The 21,078-nt window shown below is 64.0% G+C and carries 22 protein-coding genes; 18 read left to right on the forward strand and 4 right to left on the reverse strand.

What is annotated here, in order from left to right:
- Nucleotides 1-8 precede the first annotated feature (8 nt).
- Nucleotides 9-428, reverse strand: a complete 420-nt coding sequence (locus tag INF37_RS02830; RefSeq protein ID WP_101693676.1) for a hypothetical protein — start codon at nucleotides 426-428, stop codon at nucleotides 9-11.
- 243 nt (nucleotides 429-671) lie between these two features.
- On the opposite strand from INF37_RS02830, the gene murI reads away from it, so the two are divergent.
- From murI to rsmI, 10 genes are all read left to right on the forward strand, one after another.
- Nucleotides 672-1,484, forward strand: a complete 813-nt coding sequence (gene murI / locus INF37_RS02835) for a glutamate racemase (RefSeq protein WP_186962887.1) — start codon at nucleotides 672-674, stop codon at nucleotides 1,482-1,484.
- Between the two features lie 100 nt (nucleotides 1,485-1,584).
- Complete coding sequence (locus tag INF37_RS02840; RefSeq protein ID WP_101693674.1) at nucleotides 1,585-2,019, forward strand: DUF1934 domain-containing protein; 435 nt, start codon at nucleotides 1,585-1,587, stop codon at nucleotides 2,017-2,019.
- A gap of 62 nt (nucleotides 2,020-2,081) precedes the next feature.
- Nucleotides 2,082-3,830 carry an arginine--tRNA ligase gene (gene argS / locus INF37_RS02845; protein WP_193536291.1) on the forward strand — a complete coding sequence of 583 codons (1,749 nt, stop codon included), beginning with the start codon at nucleotides 2,082-2,084 and terminating at the stop codon, nucleotides 3,828-3,830.
- Nucleotides 3,831-4,109: 279 nt separating this feature from the next.
- The gene (locus tag INF37_RS02850) at nucleotides 4,110-5,384 is read left to right on the forward strand and encodes a glycosyltransferase family 2 protein (protein ID WP_328821010.1); all 1,275 of its coding nucleotides are present in this window, start codon (nucleotides 4,110-4,112) and stop codon (nucleotides 5,382-5,384) included.
- A gap of 397 nt (nucleotides 5,385-5,781) precedes the next feature.
- Nucleotides 5,782-7,026: a homocysteine S-methyltransferase family protein gene (locus INF37_RS02855; protein WP_193536296.1), complete on the forward strand. Its 1,245-nt coding sequence runs from the start codon at nucleotides 5,782-5,784 to the stop codon at nucleotides 7,024-7,026.
- A 430-nt stretch (nucleotides 7,027-7,456) separates the two neighbouring features.
- Nucleotides 7,457-8,290, forward strand: coding sequence for a methionyl-tRNA formyltransferase (locus INF37_RS02860; protein WP_193536298.1), 834 nt, complete (start codon nucleotides 7,457-7,459; stop codon nucleotides 8,288-8,290).
- On the forward strand, nucleotides 8,287-8,928 hold the full coding sequence (locus tag INF37_RS02865; RefSeq protein WP_101693669.1) for a CatA-like O-acetyltransferase: 642 nt from the start codon (nucleotides 8,287-8,289) through the stop codon (nucleotides 8,926-8,928). The genes INF37_RS02860 and INF37_RS02865 overlap by 4 nt, the downstream gene beginning before the upstream one ends.
- A complete protein-coding gene (locus INF37_RS02870) occupies nucleotides 8,925-9,545 on the forward strand; it encodes an NUDIX hydrolase (RefSeq protein WP_193536300.1) in 621 nt (206 codons plus the stop codon). The genes INF37_RS02865 and INF37_RS02870 overlap by 4 nt, the downstream gene beginning before the upstream one ends.
- Nucleotides 9,532-10,188 (forward strand): methyltransferase, encoded by a 657-nt coding sequence (locus tag INF37_RS02875; RefSeq protein WP_328821011.1) that lies wholly within the window; start codon nucleotides 9,532-9,534, stop codon nucleotides 10,186-10,188. Before INF37_RS02870 ends, INF37_RS02875 begins: the two co-directional genes overlap by 14 nt.
- Nucleotides 10,189-10,211: 23 nt before the next feature.
- Complete coding sequence (gene rsmI / locus INF37_RS02880) at nucleotides 10,212-11,063, forward strand: 16S rRNA (cytidine(1402)-2'-O)-methyltransferase (RefSeq protein ID WP_193536302.1); 852 nt, start codon at nucleotides 10,212-10,214, stop codon at nucleotides 11,061-11,063.
- Between the two features lie 174 nt (nucleotides 11,064-11,237).
- On the opposite strand, the gene INF37_RS02885 is transcribed toward rsmI, so the two are convergent.
- Nucleotides 11,238-11,480 carry an AbrB/MazE/SpoVT family DNA-binding domain-containing protein gene (locus tag INF37_RS02885; RefSeq protein ID WP_101693666.1) on the reverse strand — a complete coding sequence of 81 codons (243 nt, stop codon included), beginning with the start codon at nucleotides 11,478-11,480 and terminating at the stop codon, nucleotides 11,238-11,240.
- A 281-nt stretch (nucleotides 11,481-11,761) separates the two neighbouring features.
- On the opposite strand from INF37_RS02885, the gene INF37_RS02890 reads away from it, so the two are divergent.
- From INF37_RS02890 to INF37_RS02925, 8 genes are all read left to right on the forward strand, one after another.
- Nucleotides 11,762-12,385, forward strand: coding sequence for a spore maturation protein A (locus INF37_RS02890; protein WP_328821012.1), 624 nt, complete (start codon nucleotides 11,762-11,764; stop codon nucleotides 12,383-12,385).
- Complete coding sequence (locus tag INF37_RS02895) at nucleotides 12,370-12,894, forward strand: spore maturation protein (RefSeq protein ID WP_101693664.1); 525 nt, start codon at nucleotides 12,370-12,372, stop codon at nucleotides 12,892-12,894. Before INF37_RS02890 ends, INF37_RS02895 begins: the two co-directional genes overlap by 16 nt.
- Before the next feature lie 111 nt (nucleotides 12,895-13,005).
- Nucleotides 13,006-14,010, forward strand: a complete 1,005-nt coding sequence (locus INF37_RS02900) for an ATP-binding cassette domain-containing protein (protein WP_101693663.1) — start codon at nucleotides 13,006-13,008, stop codon at nucleotides 14,008-14,010.
- A 76-nt stretch (nucleotides 14,011-14,086) separates the two neighbouring features.
- Nucleotides 14,087-14,776: a methionine ABC transporter permease gene (locus tag INF37_RS02905; RefSeq protein WP_408004142.1), complete on the forward strand. Its 690-nt coding sequence runs from the start codon at nucleotides 14,087-14,089 to the stop codon at nucleotides 14,774-14,776.
- 451 nt (nucleotides 14,777-15,227) lie between these two features.
- On the forward strand, nucleotides 15,228-16,097 hold the full coding sequence (locus tag INF37_RS02910; protein WP_101693661.1) for a MetQ/NlpA family ABC transporter substrate-binding protein: 870 nt from the start codon (nucleotides 15,228-15,230) through the stop codon (nucleotides 16,095-16,097).
- Between the two features lie 156 nt (nucleotides 16,098-16,253).
- A complete protein-coding gene (cysK, locus tag INF37_RS02915; RefSeq protein WP_193536304.1) occupies nucleotides 16,254-17,180 on the forward strand; it encodes a cysteine synthase A in 927 nt (308 codons plus the stop codon).
- A gap of 273 nt (nucleotides 17,181-17,453) precedes the next feature.
- Nucleotides 17,454-18,473, forward strand: coding sequence for a 3-deoxy-7-phosphoheptulonate synthase (aroF, locus tag INF37_RS02920; RefSeq protein ID WP_186962882.1), 1,020 nt, complete (start codon nucleotides 17,454-17,456; stop codon nucleotides 18,471-18,473).
- Nucleotides 18,474-18,476: 3 nt separating this feature from the next.
- Complete coding sequence (locus INF37_RS02925; RefSeq protein ID WP_101693658.1) at nucleotides 18,477-19,349, forward strand: prephenate dehydrogenase; 873 nt, start codon at nucleotides 18,477-18,479, stop codon at nucleotides 19,347-19,349.
- Nucleotides 19,350-19,587: 238 nt separating this feature from the next.
- Here INF37_RS02925 and INF37_RS02930 read toward each other — a convergent pair whose 3' ends face one another.
- Both INF37_RS02930 and INF37_RS02935 read right to left on the reverse strand, forming a co-directional pair.
- Nucleotides 19,588-20,613: an LCP family protein gene (locus INF37_RS02930; RefSeq protein WP_193536306.1), complete on the reverse strand. Its 1,026-nt coding sequence runs from the start codon at nucleotides 20,611-20,613 to the stop codon at nucleotides 19,588-19,590.
- A gap of 131 nt (nucleotides 20,614-20,744) precedes the next feature.
- On the reverse strand, nucleotides 20,745-20,927 hold the full coding sequence (locus INF37_RS02935; protein WP_186962880.1) for a hypothetical protein: 183 nt from the start codon (nucleotides 20,925-20,927) through the stop codon (nucleotides 20,745-20,747).
- Nucleotides 20,928-21,078: the final 151 nt, after the last annotated feature.

The raw sequence follows: 21,078 nt of genomic DNA on the forward strand, positions 1-21,078 counted from the left end.
CATGGGGGTTAGGGCAGCGTGTCGCTGTCCACCAGGATGTTGTCGGTGCCGTGCTGGTCGAATTCGGCGATATAGGCGTCGATCCGGCGGTTGAGCTCCTCATAGTTGGACTCGTCAATGGGTACGTCGTCCATATCCCGGCGGGCCAGATCCTCGGCCAGGATGTCGAAAAAGACGTTGTTTTCATATTCCATGATGGCCTCGTGAATGCCGCCCTCGGCAAAGGCGCGGGAGGGGACCACTTCGCCCTTCCAGTCCTCGGCCAGGATGCCCATTCCCTCTTCCCGGGCTTTGGCAAAGAGCAGGCTCTCCACGTCGTCATAGTCTTTGAAGCGGTCGTCGCCCCGGGTAGAGTTGAGGATCCAGTTGCCGATATAGGCCATATCCAACAGACGGCGGAATTGCTTGGTCGTCAGTTCCAGCTTCATGTCAGTAACCTCCTCGCTGTGCGGTGGTGGAGCGGGAGAGCACCCGCTCTTGTCATTATATTATAGTGCTTTTGCGATGGTTGTCAAACGGGTGGGACAGGAATTCACACAAATGAAAAAAAGACTTGTCAGGGCCGGTCCTTTCGCATATGATATTAGAGAAAAAGTATGACCTCGCCGGTCCGCCGCATCTGGCGGGCCGGCGAAATACCGTTGGCCGTGTGCGGCCGGGAGGGATCTGTTTTGGACCAGAAGCCCATTGGGGTATTCGATTCGGGCCTGGGCGGCCTGACCACGGTGCGGGAGCTGATGCGCCTGCTGCCCGGGGAGGATATCGTCTATTTCGGAGACACCGGGCGGGTGCCCTACGGCAGCCGCTCCAAGGAGACCATTCGCAAATATGCGCGGCAGGATGTGGCCTTCCTGCGCACCTTTGACCTCAAGGCCATCGTCATCGCCTGCGGCACCGTGTCCACCACCGCGCTGGACCTGCTGGCCGCCGAGAATCCCATCCCCGTCATGGGCGTGGTGGAGCCCGCCGCCCGGGCCGCCGCCCGGGCCACCCGGAGCGATGCCATCGGACTCATCGGCACCCAGGCCACCATCCGCAGCGGGGCCTATGAGCGGTACATCTCCGCCCTCCACCCGGGGGCGCGCATCCTGTCCAAGGCATGCCCCCTCTTTGTGCCGTTGGTGGAAAACGGGCGCTTCCACCGGGGGGATATCGTCATCGAGACCGTGGTGGAGGAGTACCTGTCCCCCATGAAGGAGGCCGGGGTGGATACCCTGGTGCTGGGCTGCACCCACTACCCCCTGCTGGAGGAGGTCATCTCCGCCTATATGGGGCCGGACGTGACCCTCATCAACGCCGGGGCCGAGGGGGCCCGGGAGGTGGCCCGCAAGCTGGAGGCCCAGGACGCCCTGGCCCAGCGGGAGCAGGGGAGCAGCCGCTATTTTGTCAGCGACAGCGTGGAGGACTTCGCCCGGCTGGCCTCCATTTTTCTCCGTCAGGATGTGACCGGAGAGGTAGCACAGGTGGATATTGGGCAGTTTTGACCCGGTTCGGGGCTTTACAGGTCGGTTTTATCCATAGTATAATAGTGCGACATGCCGTGGGCAGCCGCCCCGGATCATTTTGAGAAGAGAAGGGCCGACCATGAGCGAGAACAACGTGATCATTTCCATCAAGGGAACCCAGTCCTACGAGCAGCAGGAGGACGACGTCATCGAGCTGGTGACCGAGGGCCGGCTGGAGCGGGAGGACGAGGGACATTTTACCCTCAGCTACCAGGAGAGCGAGGTCACCGGGCTGGAGGGGACCCTGACCACCTTCCAGATCGAGCCCGAGCGCATCACCCTGATGCGCCTGGGGGGCGTGAACTCCGAGATGGTCTTTGAGCTGGGACGGCGGCATCTGTCCATGTATGACACCCCGTACGGCGCGCTGGCCATGGGGGTCAACACCCGGGAGCTCTCCGCCGCCCTGGACGAGCAGGGGGGCCAGATCCGCATCGTCTATGACATCGAGCTGGACCACGCCCTGGCCGGGCGCAATACCTTTGATATCCAGATCCGCCAGGCCCGGCGGTGAGGCCGGGCGGTGGGGATCACCGTCGATCCATTGAATTTGATACAGATGAGAGGGAATAAGCTATGTCCAATATGATTCAAGCGGCCCGGGAACAGGTGTCCGCACTGACCCAGGCGGCCTATGAGAAGGCCGCCGCCCAGGGTATCCTGCCCGCCGGGGTGGAAGTAAAGGCCACCGTGGAGATCCCCAAGGATGTGAAGAACGGCGACTACGCCTCCTCCTTCGCCATGGCGGGGGCCAAGGCCATGCACATGGCCCCCCGGGCCATCGCCCAGGCCATCGTGGACCATCTGGACCTGGAGGGGAGCTATTTTGAGCGGGCCGAGATCGCCGGCCCCGGCTTCCTGAACTTCTTCATGGGCTCCAAGTGGTACGGCGACGTGCTCTCCGACATCGAGGCCGAGGGCATGGAGTACGGCAAGAGCGACGAGGGCCGGGGCAAGAAGGTCATGGTGGAGTTCGTCTCCGCCAACCCCACCGGTCCCATGCACATGGGCAACGCCCGGGGCGGCGTGCTGGGTGACTCCCTGGCCAACGTCCTCCAGCGCGCGGGCTTTGACACCTGGAAGGAGTTCTATGTGAACGACGCGGGCAACCAGATCCACAAGTTCGCCGAGTCCATCCACGCCCGCTACATGCAGATCCTCCTGGGGGAGGAGGGCTTCCCCTTCCCCGAGAACGGCTATCACGGGGACGACATCAAGGAGCTGGCCCAGGGCTTCTATGAGCAGCACGGGGACGCCTTCAAGGACGCCGACGAGGCCCAGTGGCTGGAGCCCATGAGCCAGTACGGCCTGTCGGTCAACATCCCCAAGATGAAGAGCGACCTGTCCCGCTATCAGATCGAGTACGACGAGTGGTTCTTTGAGTCCACTCTCCACAACAGCGGCTATGTGGCCCAGACCGTGCAGATGCTGGCCGACAACGGCTGGACCTATGAGAAGGACGGGGCCCTCTGGCTCAACACCACGGAGCTGCTCAAGAAGAAGTTCCTGGCCGAGGGCAAGACCCAGGAGCAGGTGGACAAGCTGGACCTGAAGGACGACGTGCTCCGCCGGGCCAACGGCTTCTACACCTACTTCGCCGCCGACATCGCCTACCACCGCAACAAGCTGGAGGAGCGCAAGTTCGACGTGGCGGTGAACATCTGGGGCGCTGACCACCACGGCCATGTGGCCCGCCTCCAGGCCGCCCTGGACGGCCTGGGCCTGGACGGCTCCCACCGCCTGGTGGTGGTGCTCATGCAGCTGGTCAACCTCCTTCAGGACGGCAAGCCCGTCCGGATGTCCAAGCGCTCGGGCAAGGCCATCGCCCTGCACGACCTGCTGGACGAGGTGAGCGTGGATGCCGCCCGCTACTTCTTCAACTCCCGCTCCTCCACCAGCCCGGTGGACTTCGACCTGGACCTGGCCGTCCGGGAGGACAGCGAGAACCCGGTGTACTATGTCCAGTACGCCCATGCCCGCATCTGCTCCCTGGTGGGGCGCCTGGCCGAGGAGGGCTCCTGCGTGCCCGCCGCCGCCGCGGTGGACGCCGCCGTCTTCGCCACTGCCGAGGAGAAGGCCCTCATCAAGAACCTGGCCCAGCTGCCCGAGGAGATCCACCTGGCGGTGCGGGACTACGATCCCAGCCGCATCAACCGCTATCTGCTCTCCCTGGCCGGCGACTTCCACCGGTTCTACAACGCCTGCTACATCCGCGGCGAGGCCCCCAAGGTGCTCTCCGCCCGGCTCAAGCTGGCCGACACGGTGCGCCTGGTCATCGCCAACTGCCTGAACCTGATCGGCGTCAGCGCCCCCGAGAAGATGTAATCCCCCCGGGAAAATGTTACAAAAGTGTGAAATGCACCCTCTTTTTTACAAAAGAGGGTGCATTTTTTCGGCGGGAAAACTGGGTAGAAAGTAACGAAAACCGAAGAAATTAAAATGCAATTCGGGCCTTTTGTATGAATGAAATAAAAAAAGTTTCTTAACAATTTATTAATTAGTGTGTAAAACACTTGTAATATTTTCAGAAGGTGCTATTATAACACCCCGAAGAAGTGATTGTAGGAAACGGGATCTCCGATCCCACGGATATGAGGAATGGATATGCTTTCATTTGTCAGAGATTTCAATTTGCTGCTGGCGGTGATTCTGACGCTGGCCTATTTCTATCAGCTGGTGTACCTGGTGATCGGCCTGACCCGCCGCAAGCGGCGCGCGCTGGAGCAGGAGGTGCGGCAGCACCGGTACGCGGCGGTCATCTGTGCCCGCAACGAGTCCAATGTCATAGCAGATCTGATTCAAGATCTCAAGAGACAGAACTACCCGGCCGAGCTGCTGGACGTGTACGTGGTAGCCGACAACTGCACCGACGACACCGCCGCCGTCTCCCGGAAGGCGGGCGCCATCGTCTACGAGCGCTTCAACAAGGTCCAGGTGGGCAAGGGCTACGCCATGGACTACCTGTTCCACCGCCTGAAGGCGGAGGGGCGCACCGGGTACGAGGGCTTCTTCGTCTTTGACGCCGACAACCACGTGGACCCCAATTTCGTCCCCGCCATGAACCGGACCTTTGACTCGGGCAAGTACGACGCCCTGACCAGCTACCGCAACTCCAAGAATTTCGGGGACAACTGGATCTCCGCGGGCTACGGCCTGTGGTTCCTGCGGGAGGCCCGCTTCCTCAGCGGTCCCCGTATGGCGCTGGGCACCAACTGCCACGTGTCGGGCACCGGCTTCCTGGTCTCTGCCCGGCTGGTGGAGGAGAACGGCGGCTGGCCCTTCCACCTGCTGACGGAGGACATCGAGTTCTCGGTCAACTGCGCCATCCAGGGCAAGCGCATCGGCTACTGTGAGGACGCCGTCATCTATGACGAGCAGCCCGTCACCTTCAAGCAGTCCTGGGATCAGCGTCTGCGCTGGTCCAAGGGATTTTACCAGGTGGACTTCAAGTACGGCCTGGGCCTGCTGAAGAACTGCTTCAAGGGCGGACGCCGGGGCTTCTCCTGCTATGACATGCTCATGACGGTGGCCCCCGGCATGCTGCTGACCCTGCTGGGCATCGTCTTCAACGCCATCGTTCTGGTGGCCTGCCTGAATGAGACCACCTATATGGCCAAGCTGGTCATCGACGAGACGATGGGCTTCCTGGGTATGGCGGTGGTCAACTTCTATCTGGGCCTGTTCCTCTTCGGCGTGGTGACCACGGCCACGGAGTGGAAGAAGATCCAGGTGGCACCCGCCCAGAAGGTGCTCTATCTGTTCACCTTCCCCATCTTCATGTTTACTTATGTGCCCATCTCGGTGGCCGCGCTGGTCCGCCGGGTGGAGTGGAAACCCATCTATCACGGCGCCAAGGGCAGCCTGCGCGCCCAGGAATAACGCTCATCGGCCGGAGTCCTTCATGGACTCCGGCCTTAGTCTGTCCATAAAGTGTATTTCTGCGGTGTTTGCTGCAAGAGCCTCGCAGAGTTCCGCCGTCCGCAGACGGCGGAAGAGGGTCAAATCGTGTTTTCCGGCGGCATGTACGTCGGAAAACACTCTGCTCAGGCCGCAAGCGTGCGCCCCAAAGGGGCGTGCGACGCAGCGGCCTGCATCCCCCTCTCAAAAATGCTTGCATTTTTGAGAAGAGTGTCGAAACACTTCGACACCCTTCCCCCAAGAGGTTGCGCTTGATTTTGAGCGGGGATTTGTATATACTTATCTGCGAATCAAAGCAGCCTATCGCCTTCCCGCCCCGGCGCGGGAAGACGCCTATCTGTGAGGAGGAATTTATTTCATGGACAACATTCCCTTATCCCTGCCCCTTTTGTTGGACGGCGCAACGGGCAGCGAGCTGTTGAAGCGCGGGATGCCCGCCGGCGCCTGTACGGAGCAGTGGGTACTGGAGCACCCCGAGGTACTGGTGGAGCTCCAGCGGGAGTATGTGGCGGCGGGGTCCAACGTGATCCTGGCGCCCACCTTCGGGGCAAACTCCGTCAAGCTGGAGGAGCACGGACTGAGCGGCAAGGTGGACGAGTACAACCGCCGCCTGGTGGCCCTCTCCCGGCAGGCCGCCGGCGGAAAGGCCCTGGTGGGCGGCGACATGGCCCCCACCGGAAAATTCATCGAGCCCTTTGGGGACTACACCTTTGAGATGCTGGTGGCCGTCTACACCGAGCAGGCCCTGGCCCTGGAGCTGGCCGGGGTGGACCTCTTCGTGGTGGAGACCACCATGACCATGCCCGAGGCCCGGGCGGCCGTCCTGGCCATCCGGAGCGTGTCGGATAAGCCGGTGTTCGTCACCTTCACCTGTGACGAGAATGGGCGCACCCTGTCGGGCACCGACGTGCTGGCCGCCCTCATCGTGATGCAGGGCATGGGCGTGAGCGCCTTCGGCCTGAACTGCTCCTCCGGCCCGGACGGGATGCTGGAGCAGCTGCGCCGCCTCACCCCCTACGCCCAGGTGCCCCTGATCGCCAAGCCCAACGCGGGCCTGCCCCATATGGAGGATGGCCGCACGGTCTACGACTGCCCGCCGGAGGAGTTTGCCTCCTACGCCAAGGCCATGGCCGAGGCGGGGGTGCGCATCTTCGGCGGCTGCTGCGGCACCACGCCGAAGCACATCGCCGCGCTGAAGGCGGCCGTGGCGGCGGTGGACTTTGCCGCCCTGCCCGCGGTGGAGCACGACCCCGACGTGATCCCCTGCGCCAGCGAGACCGAGGCCCGCTTTATCACCCCCGACGTGGACGTGGGGGAGACCATCGAGTGCACCAGCGACCTGATGGAGGACATCGTGGAGGCCGAGGAGAACTGCCCCCAGGGCGCGCTGAAGATCGAGATCCTGGAGGAGGACGACGTGGCCCTCTTTGCCGAGAACCAGTATGTGGTCAAGGACGCCCTGTGCATCACCACCGACGTGCCGGAGCTGCTGGAGGGGGCCCTGCGGGCCTTCCAGGGCCGGGCCTTCTGGGACGGCACCGAGGAGCTGGAGGATGCATTTTTGGAGCAGATGCGGAAAAAATACGGTCTGGTGATCCTGTAAAGACCATTCACAGAGAGACCGCGTCCATTTGGGCGCGGTCAGTCTGTTGATAACGTGTATTCCTGCGGCTTATGCGGTAAGAGCCTCGCAGAGTTCTGCCGTCCGCAGACGGCAGAATCAAGTCAAAGAGTGTTTTCCGGCGGCGTGTACGTCGGAAAACACACCTCTCAGGCTGCAAGTGTGCGAACCGGGAACCCAAACAAAGCCCAGTGAAGTGGGTTTGTTTGGGAGAGGAGGGGCAAGGGAGCGGAGTGAACCCTGGCCGTCAGGCCGGGGCGAACGGTGCGGACTTTGACCCGACGAAGTGCGCGCAGCGGCCTGCATCCCCTCGAAAAAATGCCTGTATTTTTGAGAAGCGTGTCGAACGTGTTCGACACGCTGGCCGCGTCCGAATGGACGCGGTTTCTTGTATCCGAAACGGGAGGAACCCATGAAAATTGCCTATGCGGGGTTTGACCTGCTCTATCCCTGCCTGGAAGCCCTGGAGGCGGCCGGGTGTGAGGTCATGCGGGTGTTCACCTACCCCACCGACAACGTCTACGAATTCAACCGCCAGGTCACCGGCTTTGCCGAGGCCCGGGGCATCCCCTGGACCGACGCCCGGGTGACCTCCGCCGACCTGAACGCCCTCTGGGAGGCAGGCTGTGAGGCCCTCTTCTCCGCCGGGTATATCTACCGCATCCCGGTGGACACACCCCTGCGCTGCGCCAATGTCCACCCGGCCCTGCTCCCCCTGGGGCGGGGCCCCTGGCCCATGCCCTGCACCATCCTGCGGGGGCTGAGCGAGAGCGGCGTGACCATCCACAAGGTGGCCGCCGGGCTGGACACCGGGGACATCCTGCTCCAGGAGCCCTTTCCCGTCACCGGGCAGGACACCCTGGAGACCATGACCGAGACCATCCGCGCCCTGGCTCCCCGGCTGGCCGCCCAGGCGGTACAGTCCTTTGACCAGCTGTGGGAGAAGGCTGTGCCCCAGGGAGAGGGAGAGTACTGGAAGGAGCCTACGGAGGAGGAGATGACCTTCACCCCCTGGGACAGCCTGGAGCGGGTGGACCGCATCGTCCGGGCCTTCGCCGGGTACGGGAGCTTCCTGCGCCTGGGGGAGGAGACCCTGACCGTGGTGCGGGGAGAGGTCATCCACGGCGGGGCGGAAGCGCCCCCCGGCACCCTGCGCCTGGAACACGGCATCCCCCAGTACGCCCTGAAGGGCGGCTGGCTGCGCCTCTATGAGAGTCAGACCCACGAAGGAGGAAACCAAGCATGAAGATCATTGATCTGGAACACTGGCCCCGGCGGGAGATTTATGAGCACTATCAGGGCGAGGAGTGGCCCTTCTACGCCATGAGCTTCCCGGTGGACGTCACCGAGCTGAAGGCCTACACCAAGCGGCACGGCCTGTCCTTTTACTACTCCCTCATCTTCCTGGTGACCAAGTCCATGGATGAGGTGGAGAACTTCCGCTACCGGGATCGCAACGGCACCATCATCCTCCACGACCACCAGGTCCCCAGCTTCACCGACATGCGTCCGGGGGAGGAGCTCTTCCACATCACCGACCTGGAGGCCGGAGATGACATGGCCGCCTTCTGCCAGGCCGCCCGGGAGAAAAGCTACGCCCAGACCTCCTTTGTGGACCATGAGGGACCCTGGGACAGCGACCAGCGCATCGAATTCAGCAGTGAGCCCTGGCTCCCCATGACCTCGGTCACCCACGACCGCCGGTTCGACCCCAGCGACTGCATCCCCCGGGTGGCCTGGGGCCGGTATGAGAAGCAGCACGACGGGCGGCTGCGCCTCTCCCTGGCCCTGGACCTGAACCACCGGATGGTGGACGGCATCCACGTGGGGAGGTTCTACGAGGCCCTCAACCGGCGCATCGCCGCCCTGGCGGAGGAGCCATGACCCTGGAAGAGATCCGATCCCGGATGGCCCTCCGGCGCGCCGGGTTTCAGGACGTGACCGGGGAGTATGCGGTGCTGGTCCCGCTGGTGGAGACTCCGGAGGGACTCCAGGTCCTCTTTGAGGTACGGGCGGCCACCCTGCGCCGCCAGCCGGGGGAGGTCTGTTTCCCGGGCGGGCGGATGGAGCCGGGGGAGGAGCCCGAGACCTGCGCCCTGCGGGAGACCTGGGAGGAGCTGGGCATCCCTGTGGAGGGGATCGAGGTCCTGGCCCCCCTGGACAAGGTCCTCCACCAGAGCGGTTTTCTGATGCACCCGATTCTGGGCCGGATCGACCCCGCCTGGCTGGCCCGCCTGCGGTCCCAGGCGGCCGAGGTGGCCGAGACCTTTCTGGTGCCGCTCTCCTATTTTCTGGAGGAGGAGCCCCTGTGCCCCTCCTACCCCCTGGTGCCCCAGGTGGGGGAGGACTTCCCCTATGCACAGATCGGCTTTCCCCAGGGCTATGACTGGAAGGGTGCCCGGGTGGAGGTGCCCATCTACACCTGGGAGGGCCGGGCCATCTGGGGCATCACCGGCCGGGTGATGAAGCATCTCGCGGAGGTGCTGCGTGGAAGAGCGTGAGCGCATGGAGCAGCTGGGGCCCTACCGCTATGACCGGGACCCCGCGTGTTTTCCCCTGGGCCGGGACAGCCTGGAGCTGGGGGAGTTTGCCACGGTGAAGCCCGGGTGGCGGGTGTGCGATCTGGGCTGCGGGGGCGGGGTGCTCCTGCTGCTGCTCTCCGCCCGGGCCGATGGGCTGACCCTGGCCGGGGTGGAGTTGGAGGAGGCGGCCGCCCGGGCCGCCCGGGCCAATCTGGCGCGCAACGGCCTGGCGGGGGAGATCCGCGCCGGGGACCTGCGGGAGAGCGGCTTCCCCACGGGGAGCTGGGACCTGGTGATCTCCAATCCCCCCTACTTTGCCCTGGGAAGCGGGAAGAGCGGGGGAGGGGCGCGGATGGAGGAGCACTGCACCCTCCCGGAGCTGTGCCGCGCGGCGGCGGCGCTCCTGCGCCCCCGGGGCCGGTTCGCCCTGGTCCACCGGCCCGAGCGCCTGGTGGAGGTGCTCACCGAGCTGCGCCGGGCGGGGCTGGAGCCCAAGCGCCTGCGCCTCATCCAGCACGACGCCGCCCACCCGCCCTCCGCGGTGCTGGCCGAGGGGGTCAAGGGGGCGAAAACAGGGCTGGAGATCCTCCCGGCGCGCCTGCTGCACCGGGGAGGCGAATGATACATGGGAATGGAGAAGTGCATATGGCTGGAATCTTATACTTAGTCCCCACCCCCATCGGCAACCTGGGGGACATCTCCCGGCGCATGGCGGACACGCTGGAAGAGGTGGACTTCATCGCCGCCGAGGATACCCGGGTATCCATCAAGCTCCTCAACCATCTGGGCATCCGCAAGCCCATGGTGAGCTATTACCGCCACAACACCGAGGCCGGGGGCCAGGCGGTGCTCCAGCGGCTGCTGGCCGGGGAGAGCTGCGCCCTGGTCACCGACGCGGGCACCCCGGCGGTGAGTGACCCGGGCGAGGAGCTGGTGGCCCTGTGCGCCGCCAACGGGGTGGAGGTAGTGGCCATCCCCGGTCCCTGCGCCCTGGTGACCGCCCTGTCGGTGTCCGGCCTGCCCACCGGACGCTTTACCTTCGAGGGCTTTTTGGCCATGAACAAGAAGAACCGGCGGGCTCATTTGGAGTCCTTGCGGGGGGAAATGCGCACCATGATCTTCTATGAGGCCCCCCACAAGCTCCTCTCCACCCTGGAGGACTTCCAGACCTACTTCGGCGGGGAGCGGCGGCTGAGCCTGTGCCGGGAGCTGACCAAGCTCCACGAGGAGGTCCGGCGCACCACCGTGGGGGAGGCCCTGGAGTGGTACCGGGACAACCCGCCCAAGGGGGAGTTCGTGCTGGTTTTGGAGGGAGCCTGTGCACAGGAAGAGGACATCCCCACCCTGGAACAGGGCCTGGAGCGGGTGGAACACCTGCGGGATGCGGGGCATTCCCTGCGGGACGCGGTGCGGCAGGCGGCCAAGGAGCTGGGCCTTTCCCGCAATGAGCTCTACGACCGGGCGGTCGGAAAAACTGGAAAATCTCTTTCTGACTGAGTAAACTGTGAAAGTAATTTTCTGGGAAAACAGGGGGTGAAGGTACCCTGCCAATTGCATACAAATTTATACAGAACGTATAAACGCCTCTCCGCACCGGACGGCTCCGGGGCGGAGAGGCGCAAAAAGCCCCGGCGGTTCTATGGGAACGGCCGGGGTTTTTCGTTGGGTTCTTTATTTATTCTGGAGTTCCTTGAGGCAATTGGGGCAGATGTTCTTGCCGCGGAAGTTGATGACATCCTTGGCATCATCGCAGAAAATACAGGCGGGCTGGTACTTTTTCAGGACGATGGAGGCTCCATCTACATAGATCTCCAAAGAGTCCTTTTCGGCGATATCCAGAGTACGACGGAGCTCGATGGGAAGTACGATTCGGCCGAGTTCATCGACCTTTCTGACAATGCCGGTAGATTTCATAGCGATACGTCCTTTCTTGCGGCTTCCATGTTTTCCTATCTTTATCTAGAAACTGACATTATTATAACACTTTGTATTGCTATGTCAATTCCATTTTGGAAATTTCAATCGTAAAGTTTCGACTAATGTCGCAAAATTGGAATAAATTGTATTTTAAAAAATGTAGTATAAAAAAGTCCATATTTTGAACCAAACGTTTAAAAAATAAGGCATATTTTTCGGCTTTCCCCGCATATAGTAGTACAAATATTTTTAAATGGAAAGAAGAGGAATATATGGGAATGTCGGTTATCTGGTCGGGGATGGTCGGATGCGCGGTTTTTTGCGGGCTTCTCACCGGGCGGGGGCCCCAGGTGGCGGCGGCCGCCATGGAGGGCGCGGCGGCGGCGGTCGAATTATGTCTATCCATGGCGGGCGTACTCTGCCTGTGGATGGGCGTGATGGAGGTCATGCGCCGTTCGGGGCTGTCGCAGGGGCTCTCCCGGCTGCTGCGTCCGCTCCTCAAGCGGCTCTATCCGGACTTTGCCCGGGACCGGGAGGTGATGGACAGCATCTCGGCCAATGTCTCGGCCAATCTGCTGGGACTGGGCAACGCGGCCACCCCCCTGGGCATCCAGGCCGCCCGCCGGATGAGCCGGCGCACCCCCGGGGTGGCCTCCGACTCCCTGTGCATGCTGGTGGTGTGCAACACGGCCTCCATCCAGCTCATCCCCACCACGGTGGCCAGCGTGCGCGCCGCGGCCGGGTGTGCCGCCCCCTTTGACATCCTGCCCGCCGTGTGGCTGGCTTCGGCCCTCTCGGTGACGGTGGGCATCCTGGCGGCCAAGGTGATGGGGCGGCTCTGGCCGGCAGAGGAGGGGGCCGGACGGCTCCAAAGGAGGCGAGTCGGATGGAACTGGCGCTGACCATGCTGGTGCCCTTCCTCCTGCTGGGGGTGGCCCTGTGGGGCCTGGTGCGGAAGGTGGACGTCTACGACGCCCTGATCACCGGCGCGGCCGAGGGACTGGGCGTGCTCATCAAGATCGTCCCGGCGCTGGTGGCCCTTCTGACGGCGGTCTATATGCTGCGGGCCTCGGGTGCGCTGGAGCTGGCCGCCCAGGCCCTGGCCCCGGTGCTGGGCTGGCTGGGCATTCCGCCCGAGACGGTGGGACTGCTCCTCATCCGCCCGGTGAGCGGCTCGGCCGCCCTGGGAGTGGGGGCGGAGCTCATCTCCACCTACGGGCCGGACTCCACCATCGGGCGCACCGCCGCCGTCATGCTGGGGTCCACTGAGACCACCTTCTATACCATCGCGGTGTATTTCGGCGCGGCGGGGATCGTCAAGACCCGGTACGCCGTCCCGGCCGCTCTGTGCGCCGACCTGGCCGGATTTACCGCCGCGGCCTGGGCGGTGCGGGTGTGTTTTGGGGGATAGCCCCCGCGCCTTGACAGGGAGGGGGATCTGTCATACAATAAACTCCGTATGACCGGTCGTTGGACCGGTCCAGCGATCCCTTTGAGACGGTTTACAAAGGAGAATCACAGCGTGATCGAATTAAAAGGACTGACCAAGATCTTTCCCACCGAGGAGGGGACCTTCACCGCGCTGGACCACGTGGATATCACCATCCGCGACGGGGCCATCTACGGCATCATCGGCATGAGCGGCGCGGGCAAGTCCACCCTGGTGCGGTGCATCAACCTGCTGGAGCGCCCCACCGAGGGCAATGTGCTCATCGACGGGGAGGACATGACCGCCCTTTCCCCCAAGGCCCTGCGGCAGAAGCGGCGGAGCATCAGCATGATTTTTCAGCAGTTCAACCTGCTCATGCAGCGCACCTGCCTGAGCAACATCTGCTTCCCCATGGAGATCGCGGGGGTGCCCGCCGCCCAGGCCAAGAAGCGGGCCATGGAGCTTCTGGAGCTGGTGGGCCTGCCCGACAAGGCCGACGCCTACCCGGTGCAGCTCTCCGGCGGACAGAAGCAGCGCATCGCCATCGCCCGTGCCCTGGCCAGCGACCCCAAGGTGCTCCTGTGCGACGAGGCCACCTCCGCCCTGGACCCCACCACCACCCGGAGCATCCTGCGCCTGATCCAGGACATCAACAAGCGCCTGGGCATCACGGTCATCGTCATCACCCATGAGATGGCGGTGGTGGAGGAGATCTGCTCCCACGTGGCCATCCTGGACCACGGAAAGGTCATGGAGACCGGCACGGTGGAGGAGGTCTTCTCCAACCCCAAGACCGAGGCCGGCCGGAAGCTGGTCTACCCCGACGGGGTCATTCTGGACCCGGTCAAGACCGCCCGGGTGGTGCGCATCGCTTTCAACGGCGGCTCCTCCTACGAGCCCCTCATCGCCTCCCTGGCCATCGACTGCGGCGTGAAGGTCAACATCCTGGGCGCCGACACCAAGAACATCAACGGACAGGCCTTCGGCACCATGCTCATCGGCCTGCCCGAGAACGAGGCCGAGGCCGCCAAGGCCATCGCCTACATCAAGGGCCAGCCCTATGTGACCATGGAGGAGGTGCGTGATTACCATGGCTGATCTGCTGCAAAATCCCGAGGTGGTCCGCCTGCTGGAGCTGAGCAAGGACGGGCTCCTCTTCGCCATCTGGGAGACCATGTATCTGACCGTGATCTCCACCTTCTTCGCCTACCTCATCGGCCTGCCCCTGGGCGTCATCGCCGTGGTGGGGGAGCCGGGGGGCGTGCGTCCCCTGCCCAGACCCGTGATGACGGTGCTCAACTTTGTCATCAACATCCTGCGCTCGGTGCCCTTCCTCATCCTGATGGTGGTGGTCATCCCCCTGTCCCGGCTCATCCTGGGCACCTCCATCGGCACCGTGGCCACCATCGTGCCCCTGGTCGTGGCCGCCTTCCCCTTTGTGGCCCGGCTGGTGGAGTCCTCCCTGCGGGAGGTGGACGGCGGCGTCATTGAGGCGGCCGAGTCCATGGGCTGCTCGCCCTTCCAGATCATCACCAAGGTGATCCTGCCCGAGAGCCGGCCCTCCCTCATCTCCGGCTTTACCACCGCCTTCATCACCATCCTCAGCTACGGCGCCATGGCGGGCGCCATCGGCGGCGGCGGACTGGGCGCCATGGCCCTCAACCTGGGCTATCAGCGCCGCATGACCATCATCCTGTGGGTCTCCGTGGTGGTGCTGGTCATCCTGGTGCAGATCTTCCAGTCGGTGGGTACCCGGGCCGCCGTGCGTATGGACAAGCGGGTGCGCGGCCAGGACCGGAAGAAGTCCCGGAAGGAGCAGAAAAAGAAGGTCCAGAAGGAGCGCCGTATCCCCGGCGCCATGTAACCAGATCGAGAGACGGGCAAAAAAACGGCTTGCCCGTCTCTCTTTTTTGTCTAAAATGGCGGCTTGACGGCGTGGGGGCAAGGGTCTATACTAAGTGCAACCCAAGCGGAACTGAATAACGCCCCTCAAACGCGAGGAAGAGAAGAGTAGCCAGAGAGATACGGCACAGAGAGTCCGGCATGGTGGGAACGGGTACGGAAGGCTTTGGTGAAGATGGTCTCGGAGCGGCGCAGCTGACTGTACCGGACGGTGCACAGGCTGCGACGGGTGCGCCCGTCAGCGCGCAGGAGTATGACTGTACTCCATAAGGCTTCTGCCGTGAGGCAGAGGTGAAGCAAGGTGGTACCACGAAGCGGAAAGCTCTCGTCCTTGAATTGGATTCAAGGGCGTTTTTTTGTGCCCTGATTTGGGTTGCAGCTCACATTCCATATCAGAAAAGGAGAATGAAACCATGAAAAAGACTGCCTCTGTGTTCCTGGCCGGTGCCCTCACCCTGGGCCTGCTCGCCGGCTGCTCCGGCACTTCCTCCCAGCCCGCCGGCTCTGCCGCCCCCTCCGGAGATCCCGCCCCCGCTGCCTCCTCCTCCCTGGAGGGCACCACCATCAAGGTGGGCGCCTCTCCCGCCCCCCACGCTGAGATCCTGGAGGTGGTGAAGGACATCCTGGCCGAGCAGGGCGTCACCCTGGAGATCGTGGAGTTCAACGACTACATTGTCCCCAACACCGCCGTGGAGAGCGGGGAGCTGGACGCCAACTACTTCCAGCACATCACCTACATGAACGACTTCAACGAGAGCGACGGCACCCATCTGGTGAGCGCGGCCGAGGTCCACTATGAGCCCTTCGGCCTGTACGCCGGCAAGACCGACTCTCTGGACGCCCTGGCCGACGGAGCCCAGATCGCCGTGCCCAACGACGCCACCAACGAGGGCCGCGCCCTGCTGCTGCTGGAGCAGGAGGGGCTCATCACCCTGAAGGAGGACGCCGGCCTCACCGCCACCAAGGCCGACATCGCCGAGAACCCCAAGAACCTGGAGATCGTGGAGCTGGAGGCCAGCCAGCTGCCCAGCCGTCTGGCCGACGTGGACCTGGCCGTCATCAACGGCAACTACGCCATTGACGCGGGCCTGAAGGTGGCCGACGCCCTGGCCGTGGAGGCCGCCGACGGCGAGGCGGCCACCGCCTATGTGAACGTGCTGGCCGTCAAGGAGGGCAACGAGAACTCTCCCGCCATCCAGGCGCTGGCCCAGGCCCTGTGCAGCGACGAGGTCAAGACCTTCATGGAGGAGACCTACGGCGGCGCTGTGGTGCCCGTGTTTTAAAGCTCAGACCGTACATGGACCCTCGACCCCGGCAGCGGAGCATTCGCTCTGCTGCCGGGGTTTTTGTATTGGGAAAAAATTACTTGAAATACCTATTGAAATACTAGGGAAATGATGGTATACTGTACCCAACTTTCAACCGAGGAGGTCCTTCTTATGAACATCGCCCAACAGCTGACCGATCTGATCGGCGCAACCCCGCTGCTGCGCCTGGAGCGCGTGGCCCCCGGCTGCGGTATCCTGGCCAAGCTGGAGTGCTTCAATCCGCTCTCGTCCGCCAAGGACCGGGCGGCCTGGTATATGATCCGGGACGCGGAGGAGAAGGGCCTGCTCCAGCCGGGGGGCGTCATTGTGGAGCCCACCAGCGGCAACACCGGCGTGGGCCTGAGCTACGTGGCCGCGGTGCGTGGCTACCGGGTGATCCTCACCATGCCCGAGACCATGAGCCAGGAGCGGCGCAGCCTGCTCTCCGCCCTGGGAGCCGAGCTGGTCCTCACCGAGGGGGCCAAGGGAATGGGGGGCGCCATCGCCCGGGCCAAGGAGCTGCTGGAGGAGATCCCCGGCGCCTGGATGCCCGACCAGTTCAACAACCCGGCCAACGCCCGGGCCCACTATGAGACCACCGGCCCCGAGATCTGGGCCGACACCGACGGCACCGTGGAGGTCCTGGTGGCCGGGGTGGGCTCCGGCGGCACCATCACCGGCGCGGGCCGCTACCTGAAGGAGCAGAATCCCGCCGTGAAGGTGGTGGCGGTGGAGCCCGCCGAGTCCCCCGTCCTGTCGGGCGGCAAGGCCGGCCCCCACAAGATCCAGGGCATCGGCGCGGGCTTTGTCCCCGGCGTGCTGGACACCGGCGTGGTGGACGAGGTCCTCACCGTCAAGGGGGAGGACGCCATGGCCATGGTGCGCGCCCTGGCCCGGAAGGAGGGCCTTTTGGTGGGCATCTCCTCGGGCGCGGCGGCCGCCGCGGCGCAGGCGCTCTCCCGCCGGCCGGAGTACCAGGGCAAGAAGATCGTCGTCGTCCTGCCCGACACCGGGGAGCGCTACCTCTCCACCGGCGTGTTCCAGGAGCCCCGGAAATAATCGAAAATTGGGGCTTGACTTTAATGGCAAAAAGTGCTAAAGTTTGAGCAGAATCAAACCAGGAGGGATCTTGCCATGCGCCGGATGTACGGTTATGGATACGGCTATTACCGCTATTTTATGAGCGGTCCCTTTGCCTGCCCATAACCGGCCTGTCAGCATGGAAGTCCCGTCCCCCCGCACCGGAACGCGGGGGAGAGAAGGAACTTGAAACCGCGGCAGCCCAGTGGGGCGGCCGCGGTTTTTTTATCCAGAGAAAGGAAGGACGTTTTTATGGTCGTTATCATGAAACCCAACTTCACCCCCGAGCAGCTCCAGGAGGCCATCCAGGCCATGAAGGCAGGGGGCGTGCAGGTCAACATCTCCAAGGGCTCCGAGACCACCGTGCTGGGGGCCGAGGGCAACGCCGCGGGCATCGACCAGGAGCTGCTGGAGCAGCTGCCCGGCGTGGAGAAGGTCATGCGGGTCACCGAGCCCTACAAGAAGGCCAACCGCAAGTTCCACCCGGACGACAGCGTCATCGACCTGGGCGGCGGGGCGCTGATCGGCGGGAAGAAGCTGGCCGTCATCGCCGGGCCCTGCTCGGTGGAGAGCGAGGCGCAGATCACCGCCGTGGCCCAGGCCGTCCGGGAGAGCGGAGCCTGCGCCCTGCGGGGCGGGGCCTTCAAGCCCCGGACCTCCCCCTACTCCTTCCAGGGGCTGGAGTGCGAGGGCCTGAACCTCCTCCAGAAGGCCAAGGAGGCCACCGGCCTGCCCATCGTCACCGAGATCATGGGCACCGAGTACGTGGAGCTCTTTGAGGAGTGCGTGGACGTGATCCAGGTAGGCGCCCGGAACATGCAGAACTTCGACCTGCTGAAAAAGCTGGGCAAGCGCACCACCAAGCCCATCCTCCTCAAGCGGGGCCTCTCGGCCACCATCGAGGAGTGGCTCATGTCGGCCGAGTACATCATGGCCGGGGGCAACCAGAAGGTCATCCTCTGCGAGCGGGGCATCCGCACCTTTGAGACCTTTACCCGCAACACCCTGGACCTCTCCGCCGTGCTGGCCGTGAAGAGCCTGTCCCACCTGCCGGTGGTGGTGGACCCCTCCCACGCCTGCGGCAAGGCCTGGATGGTGGAGCGCATGGCCATGGCGGCGGTGGCCACCGGAGCCGACGGACTCATCATCGAGGTCCACAACGACCCCAAGAACGCCCTGTGCGACGGGGCCCAGTCCCTCACCCCCGACCAGTTCACCGATGTGATGGGGAAGCTGGCCGCCGTGGCCCCCTGCGTGGGCCGGGAGGTGTGAGCCATGGCCGAAGGGGAGAGAAAACGCATCGTCGTCGTGGGCCTGGGCCTCATCGGAGGCTCCCTGGCCCTGGCCCTCAAGGGCTTTGAGGGCTATGAGATCGTGGGCGTGGACGTGTCCCAGCCCACCCTGCGCTTTGCCGCCGAGCACGGCGTGGGAGACCGGGTGACCGAGGACGCCGCCGCCGTCCTTCCCGGGGCCGACGTGGTGGTGCTGGCCCTCCACCCCCGGGGCATCCTCCGCTTTCTGGAGGAGCACCGGGCGCGGTTCAAGCAGGGGTGCCTGGTCACCGACGTGTGCGGCGTGAAGAGCGCCGTCATGGAGGGGGCGGGGGTGCTGCCCGAGGGGGTGGACTTCATCGGCTGCCACCCCATGGCGGGCACCGAGTTCTCGGGCATCGAGCACGCCTTTGCCGAGATGTTCCAGGGGAGCCACCTCATCCTCACCCCCCGGGAGAGCAGCACCCCCGAGCACGTGGCCCTCATGGAGCGCCTGGGGGCGTACATCGGCTGCCGGGACGTGTACAAGACCACCCCCGAGGAGCACGACGCCATGATCGCCTACACCAGCCAGGTCATGCACATCATCGCCGTGAGCGTGTGCGACGACCCCATGCTCTTTGCCTGCCGGGGATTTGAGGGCTCCTCCTTCCGGGGCTGCACCCGGGTGGCCGCCCTGGACGTGGGGCTGTGGACCGAGCTCTTCTCCCTGAACCGGCCCGCCCTCCTCACGGTGCTGGACCGGCTGATGGAGAACCTGGGGGCATACCGGGAGGCCCTGGCCTCCGGGGACAGCGGGAAGCTGGCCGAAAAGCTGGCCTACTCCGCCGCCCGGAAGCGGGAGATGGACCTGCCCGGCCCCGATCTGCTCCAGTAAGTCTCAAAAATGCAGGCATTTTTTCGAGAGGGATGCAGGCCGCCGCATGCACTCGCTTTCGCTCGCACACTTGCGGCCTGAGAAGAGTTTTTTCCGACGTACACGCCGCCGGAAAAAACGATCTCAATTCTTTCCGCCGCCTGCGGGCGGCGGAACTCTGCGAGGCTTTTGTCAAACGTAGCTTATTTAGAAAAAAGGGGCTGCCGCAAACAGTGCGGCAGCCCTTCTGTATGATTTCTTATGTTTGCGGCATGTTCACCATGTCCAGGGTGACGGGGGTGGTGTAGGGGTTGATCATCTCGTTGATGATGGCGAGGGATTCCTCCTGCTCCAGCTGGTAGCAGTAGGTCCAGCCCTTGTAGGTGACGGTGCCGTCGCCGGGGAGGGTGGCGGTGGAGAGATTGGCCAGGTCAAAGCCCAGGGCGGGCTCCACAAACCAGAGCATCTCCCCCAGGGAGAGGTCGGTGTCGATGTATTCGGAGAAGATCTCCACATACTCGCCCACCTTCTGGGGCTGGGAGAGGACCTTTTTTGCGATCAGGGTGAGGATCTCCTGCTGGGTGCGGGTGCGGTCCACATCGGTGTAGGCCACCTGGGCCTCGTTGAAGTTGTTGTGCCGGAAGCGGCAGACCTCCATGGCCTCCTGCCCGTCCAGGTGGGTCATGCCCGGCTGGAAGTGGATGTGCAGGTCCTGGGTGGGGTCGTCGTAGCTCATGGGCACCGGGATTTCAAAGTCCACCCCGTCCACGGCGTTTACGATGGCCTCAAACCCGGCCAGGTCGATGGTCACATAGTGGTCCACCGGGATGCCCAGCAGCTCGGAGACCGCCTCCTGCATGCCCTTGGCCCCGTAGTAGGCGTAGGTGGAGTTGATTTTATAGTAGTGTCCCCCGTCGGGCCGGGTGCCGTGGTAGATGGTGTCCCGGGGGATGGAGACCAGACCGGCCTTCTGGTTCACCGTGTCGTACATGCCCACCATGATGGTGTCGGCGTTGCCGCTGGCCTGGTCGCTGGCGGCCAGCAGGAAGGTCCAGGTGTCCTTTTTCCGCTCTAAGCCGGTGGGGGTGAGCTCCCCGCTGGGCTGGGCGGAGGGGAGAACGGCGCTGGGAGCCGGGCCGGAGGCCTGGCCGGGCTTCTGCCGCAGGAGCTGATAGGCGCAGAAGAGCAGGACCACCAGGACGGAGAGGACCACCAGGAGACGGTATAAGAGCCTGCCCAGCAGAAACAGGCGGGAGGGCTGGTATTTTTGGACGCGCTTTCCCATGGGAGCGATCGGCCCCTTTCTCTCGGAGTGAATCGTTATGTCAACAATCGACAGAGGATAGTATAGCGAATCCCGGCACATTCGGCAAGCGGAAGTTGGGAAAAAGCGAAAGTTTTCTCTCCGGCGGGGCATCAGGTCCGGGTCAAACGGGACAAAATGGCGGTGGTCAGGGCCTGGACGGCCTCCAGGAGCTCCAGGAGGAGCAGCTTCTCCTCCAGCAGGGTCTCCAGGATGCGCAGGTCCACCGGGTCGGGCGCGGGGGGCGCGCCGCCGGAGGGGGCGGCTTCCACTTCGGGAACGGGGGGTCTGACCATTAGGATAGCCTCCTTTCTGTGAGCCTATACCATGGTATGCCATGGAGGCCCCTCCCGTCCCGGAACGGGGGCAAAGCGGCTTGACAGCGGGAGAAAAAGGGAGTAGAGTGCAAAGAGCCCTTCCGCGGGAAGGGCGAGGAACTGGAAAGGA

It is taken from the genome of Pseudoflavonifractor gallinarum, from assembly GCF_014982855.1.
GTDB lineage: Bacteria > Bacillota > Clostridia > Oscillospirales > Oscillospiraceae > Pseudoflavonifractor_A > Pseudoflavonifractor_A gallinarum.

Excerpts from the sequence above, each read along its gene's own strand:
- INF37_RS02830 (WP_101693676.1), bottom strand. The coding sequence starts at position 428 with ATGAAGCTGGAACTGACGACCAAGCAATTCCGCCGTCTGTTGGATATG.
- INF37_RS02840 (WP_101693674.1), top strand. The coding sequence starts at position 1,585 with ATGAGCGAGAACAACGTGATCATTTCCATCAAGGGAACCCAGTCCTAC.
- argS (WP_193536291.1), top strand. The coding sequence starts at position 2,082 with ATGTCCAATATGATTCAAGCGGCCCGGGAACAGGTGTCCGCACTGACC.
- INF37_RS02850 (WP_328821010.1), top strand. The coding sequence starts at position 4,110 with ATGCTTTCATTTGTCAGAGATTTCAATTTGCTGCTGGCGGTGATTCTG.
- INF37_RS02855 (WP_193536296.1), top strand. The coding sequence starts at position 5,782 with ATGGACAACATTCCCTTATCCCTGCCCCTTTTGTTGGACGGCGCAACG.
- INF37_RS02860 (WP_193536298.1), top strand. The coding sequence starts at position 7,457 with ATGAAAATTGCCTATGCGGGGTTTGACCTGCTCTATCCCTGCCTGGAA.
- INF37_RS02865 (WP_101693669.1), top strand. The coding sequence starts at position 8,287 with ATGAAGATCATTGATCTGGAACACTGGCCCCGGCGGGAGATTTATGAG.
- INF37_RS02870 (WP_193536300.1), top strand. The coding sequence starts at position 8,925 with ATGACCCTGGAAGAGATCCGATCCCGGATGGCCCTCCGGCGCGCCGGG.
- rsmI (WP_193536302.1), top strand. The coding sequence starts at position 10,212 with ATGGCTGGAATCTTATACTTAGTCCCCACCCCCATCGGCAACCTGGGG.
- INF37_RS02885 (WP_101693666.1), bottom strand. The coding sequence starts at position 11,480 with ATGAAATCTACCGGCATTGTCAGAAAGGTCGATGAACTCGGCCGAATC.
- INF37_RS02890 (WP_328821012.1), top strand. The coding sequence starts at position 11,762 with ATGTCGGTTATCTGGTCGGGGATGGTCGGATGCGCGGTTTTTTGCGGG.
- INF37_RS02895 (WP_101693664.1), top strand. The coding sequence starts at position 12,370 with ATGGAACTGGCGCTGACCATGCTGGTGCCCTTCCTCCTGCTGGGGGTG.
- INF37_RS02905 (WP_408004142.1), top strand. The coding sequence starts at position 14,087 with ATGTATCTGACCGTGATCTCCACCTTCTTCGCCTACCTCATCGGCCTG.
- INF37_RS02910 (WP_101693661.1), top strand. The coding sequence starts at position 15,228 with ATGAAAAAGACTGCCTCTGTGTTCCTGGCCGGTGCCCTCACCCTGGGC.
- cysK (WP_193536304.1), top strand. The coding sequence starts at position 16,254 with ATGAACATCGCCCAACAGCTGACCGATCTGATCGGCGCAACCCCGCTG.
- aroF (WP_186962882.1), top strand. The coding sequence starts at position 17,454 with ATGGTCGTTATCATGAAACCCAACTTCACCCCCGAGCAGCTCCAGGAG.
- INF37_RS02925 (WP_101693658.1), top strand. The coding sequence starts at position 18,477 with ATGGCCGAAGGGGAGAGAAAACGCATCGTCGTCGTGGGCCTGGGCCTC.
- INF37_RS02930 (WP_193536306.1), bottom strand. The coding sequence starts at position 20,613 with ATGGGAAAGCGCGTCCAAAAATACCAGCCCTCCCGCCTGTTTCTGCTG.
- INF37_RS02935 (WP_186962880.1), bottom strand. The coding sequence starts at position 20,927 with ATGGTCAGACCCCCCGTTCCCGAAGTGGAAGCCGCCCCCTCCGGCGGC.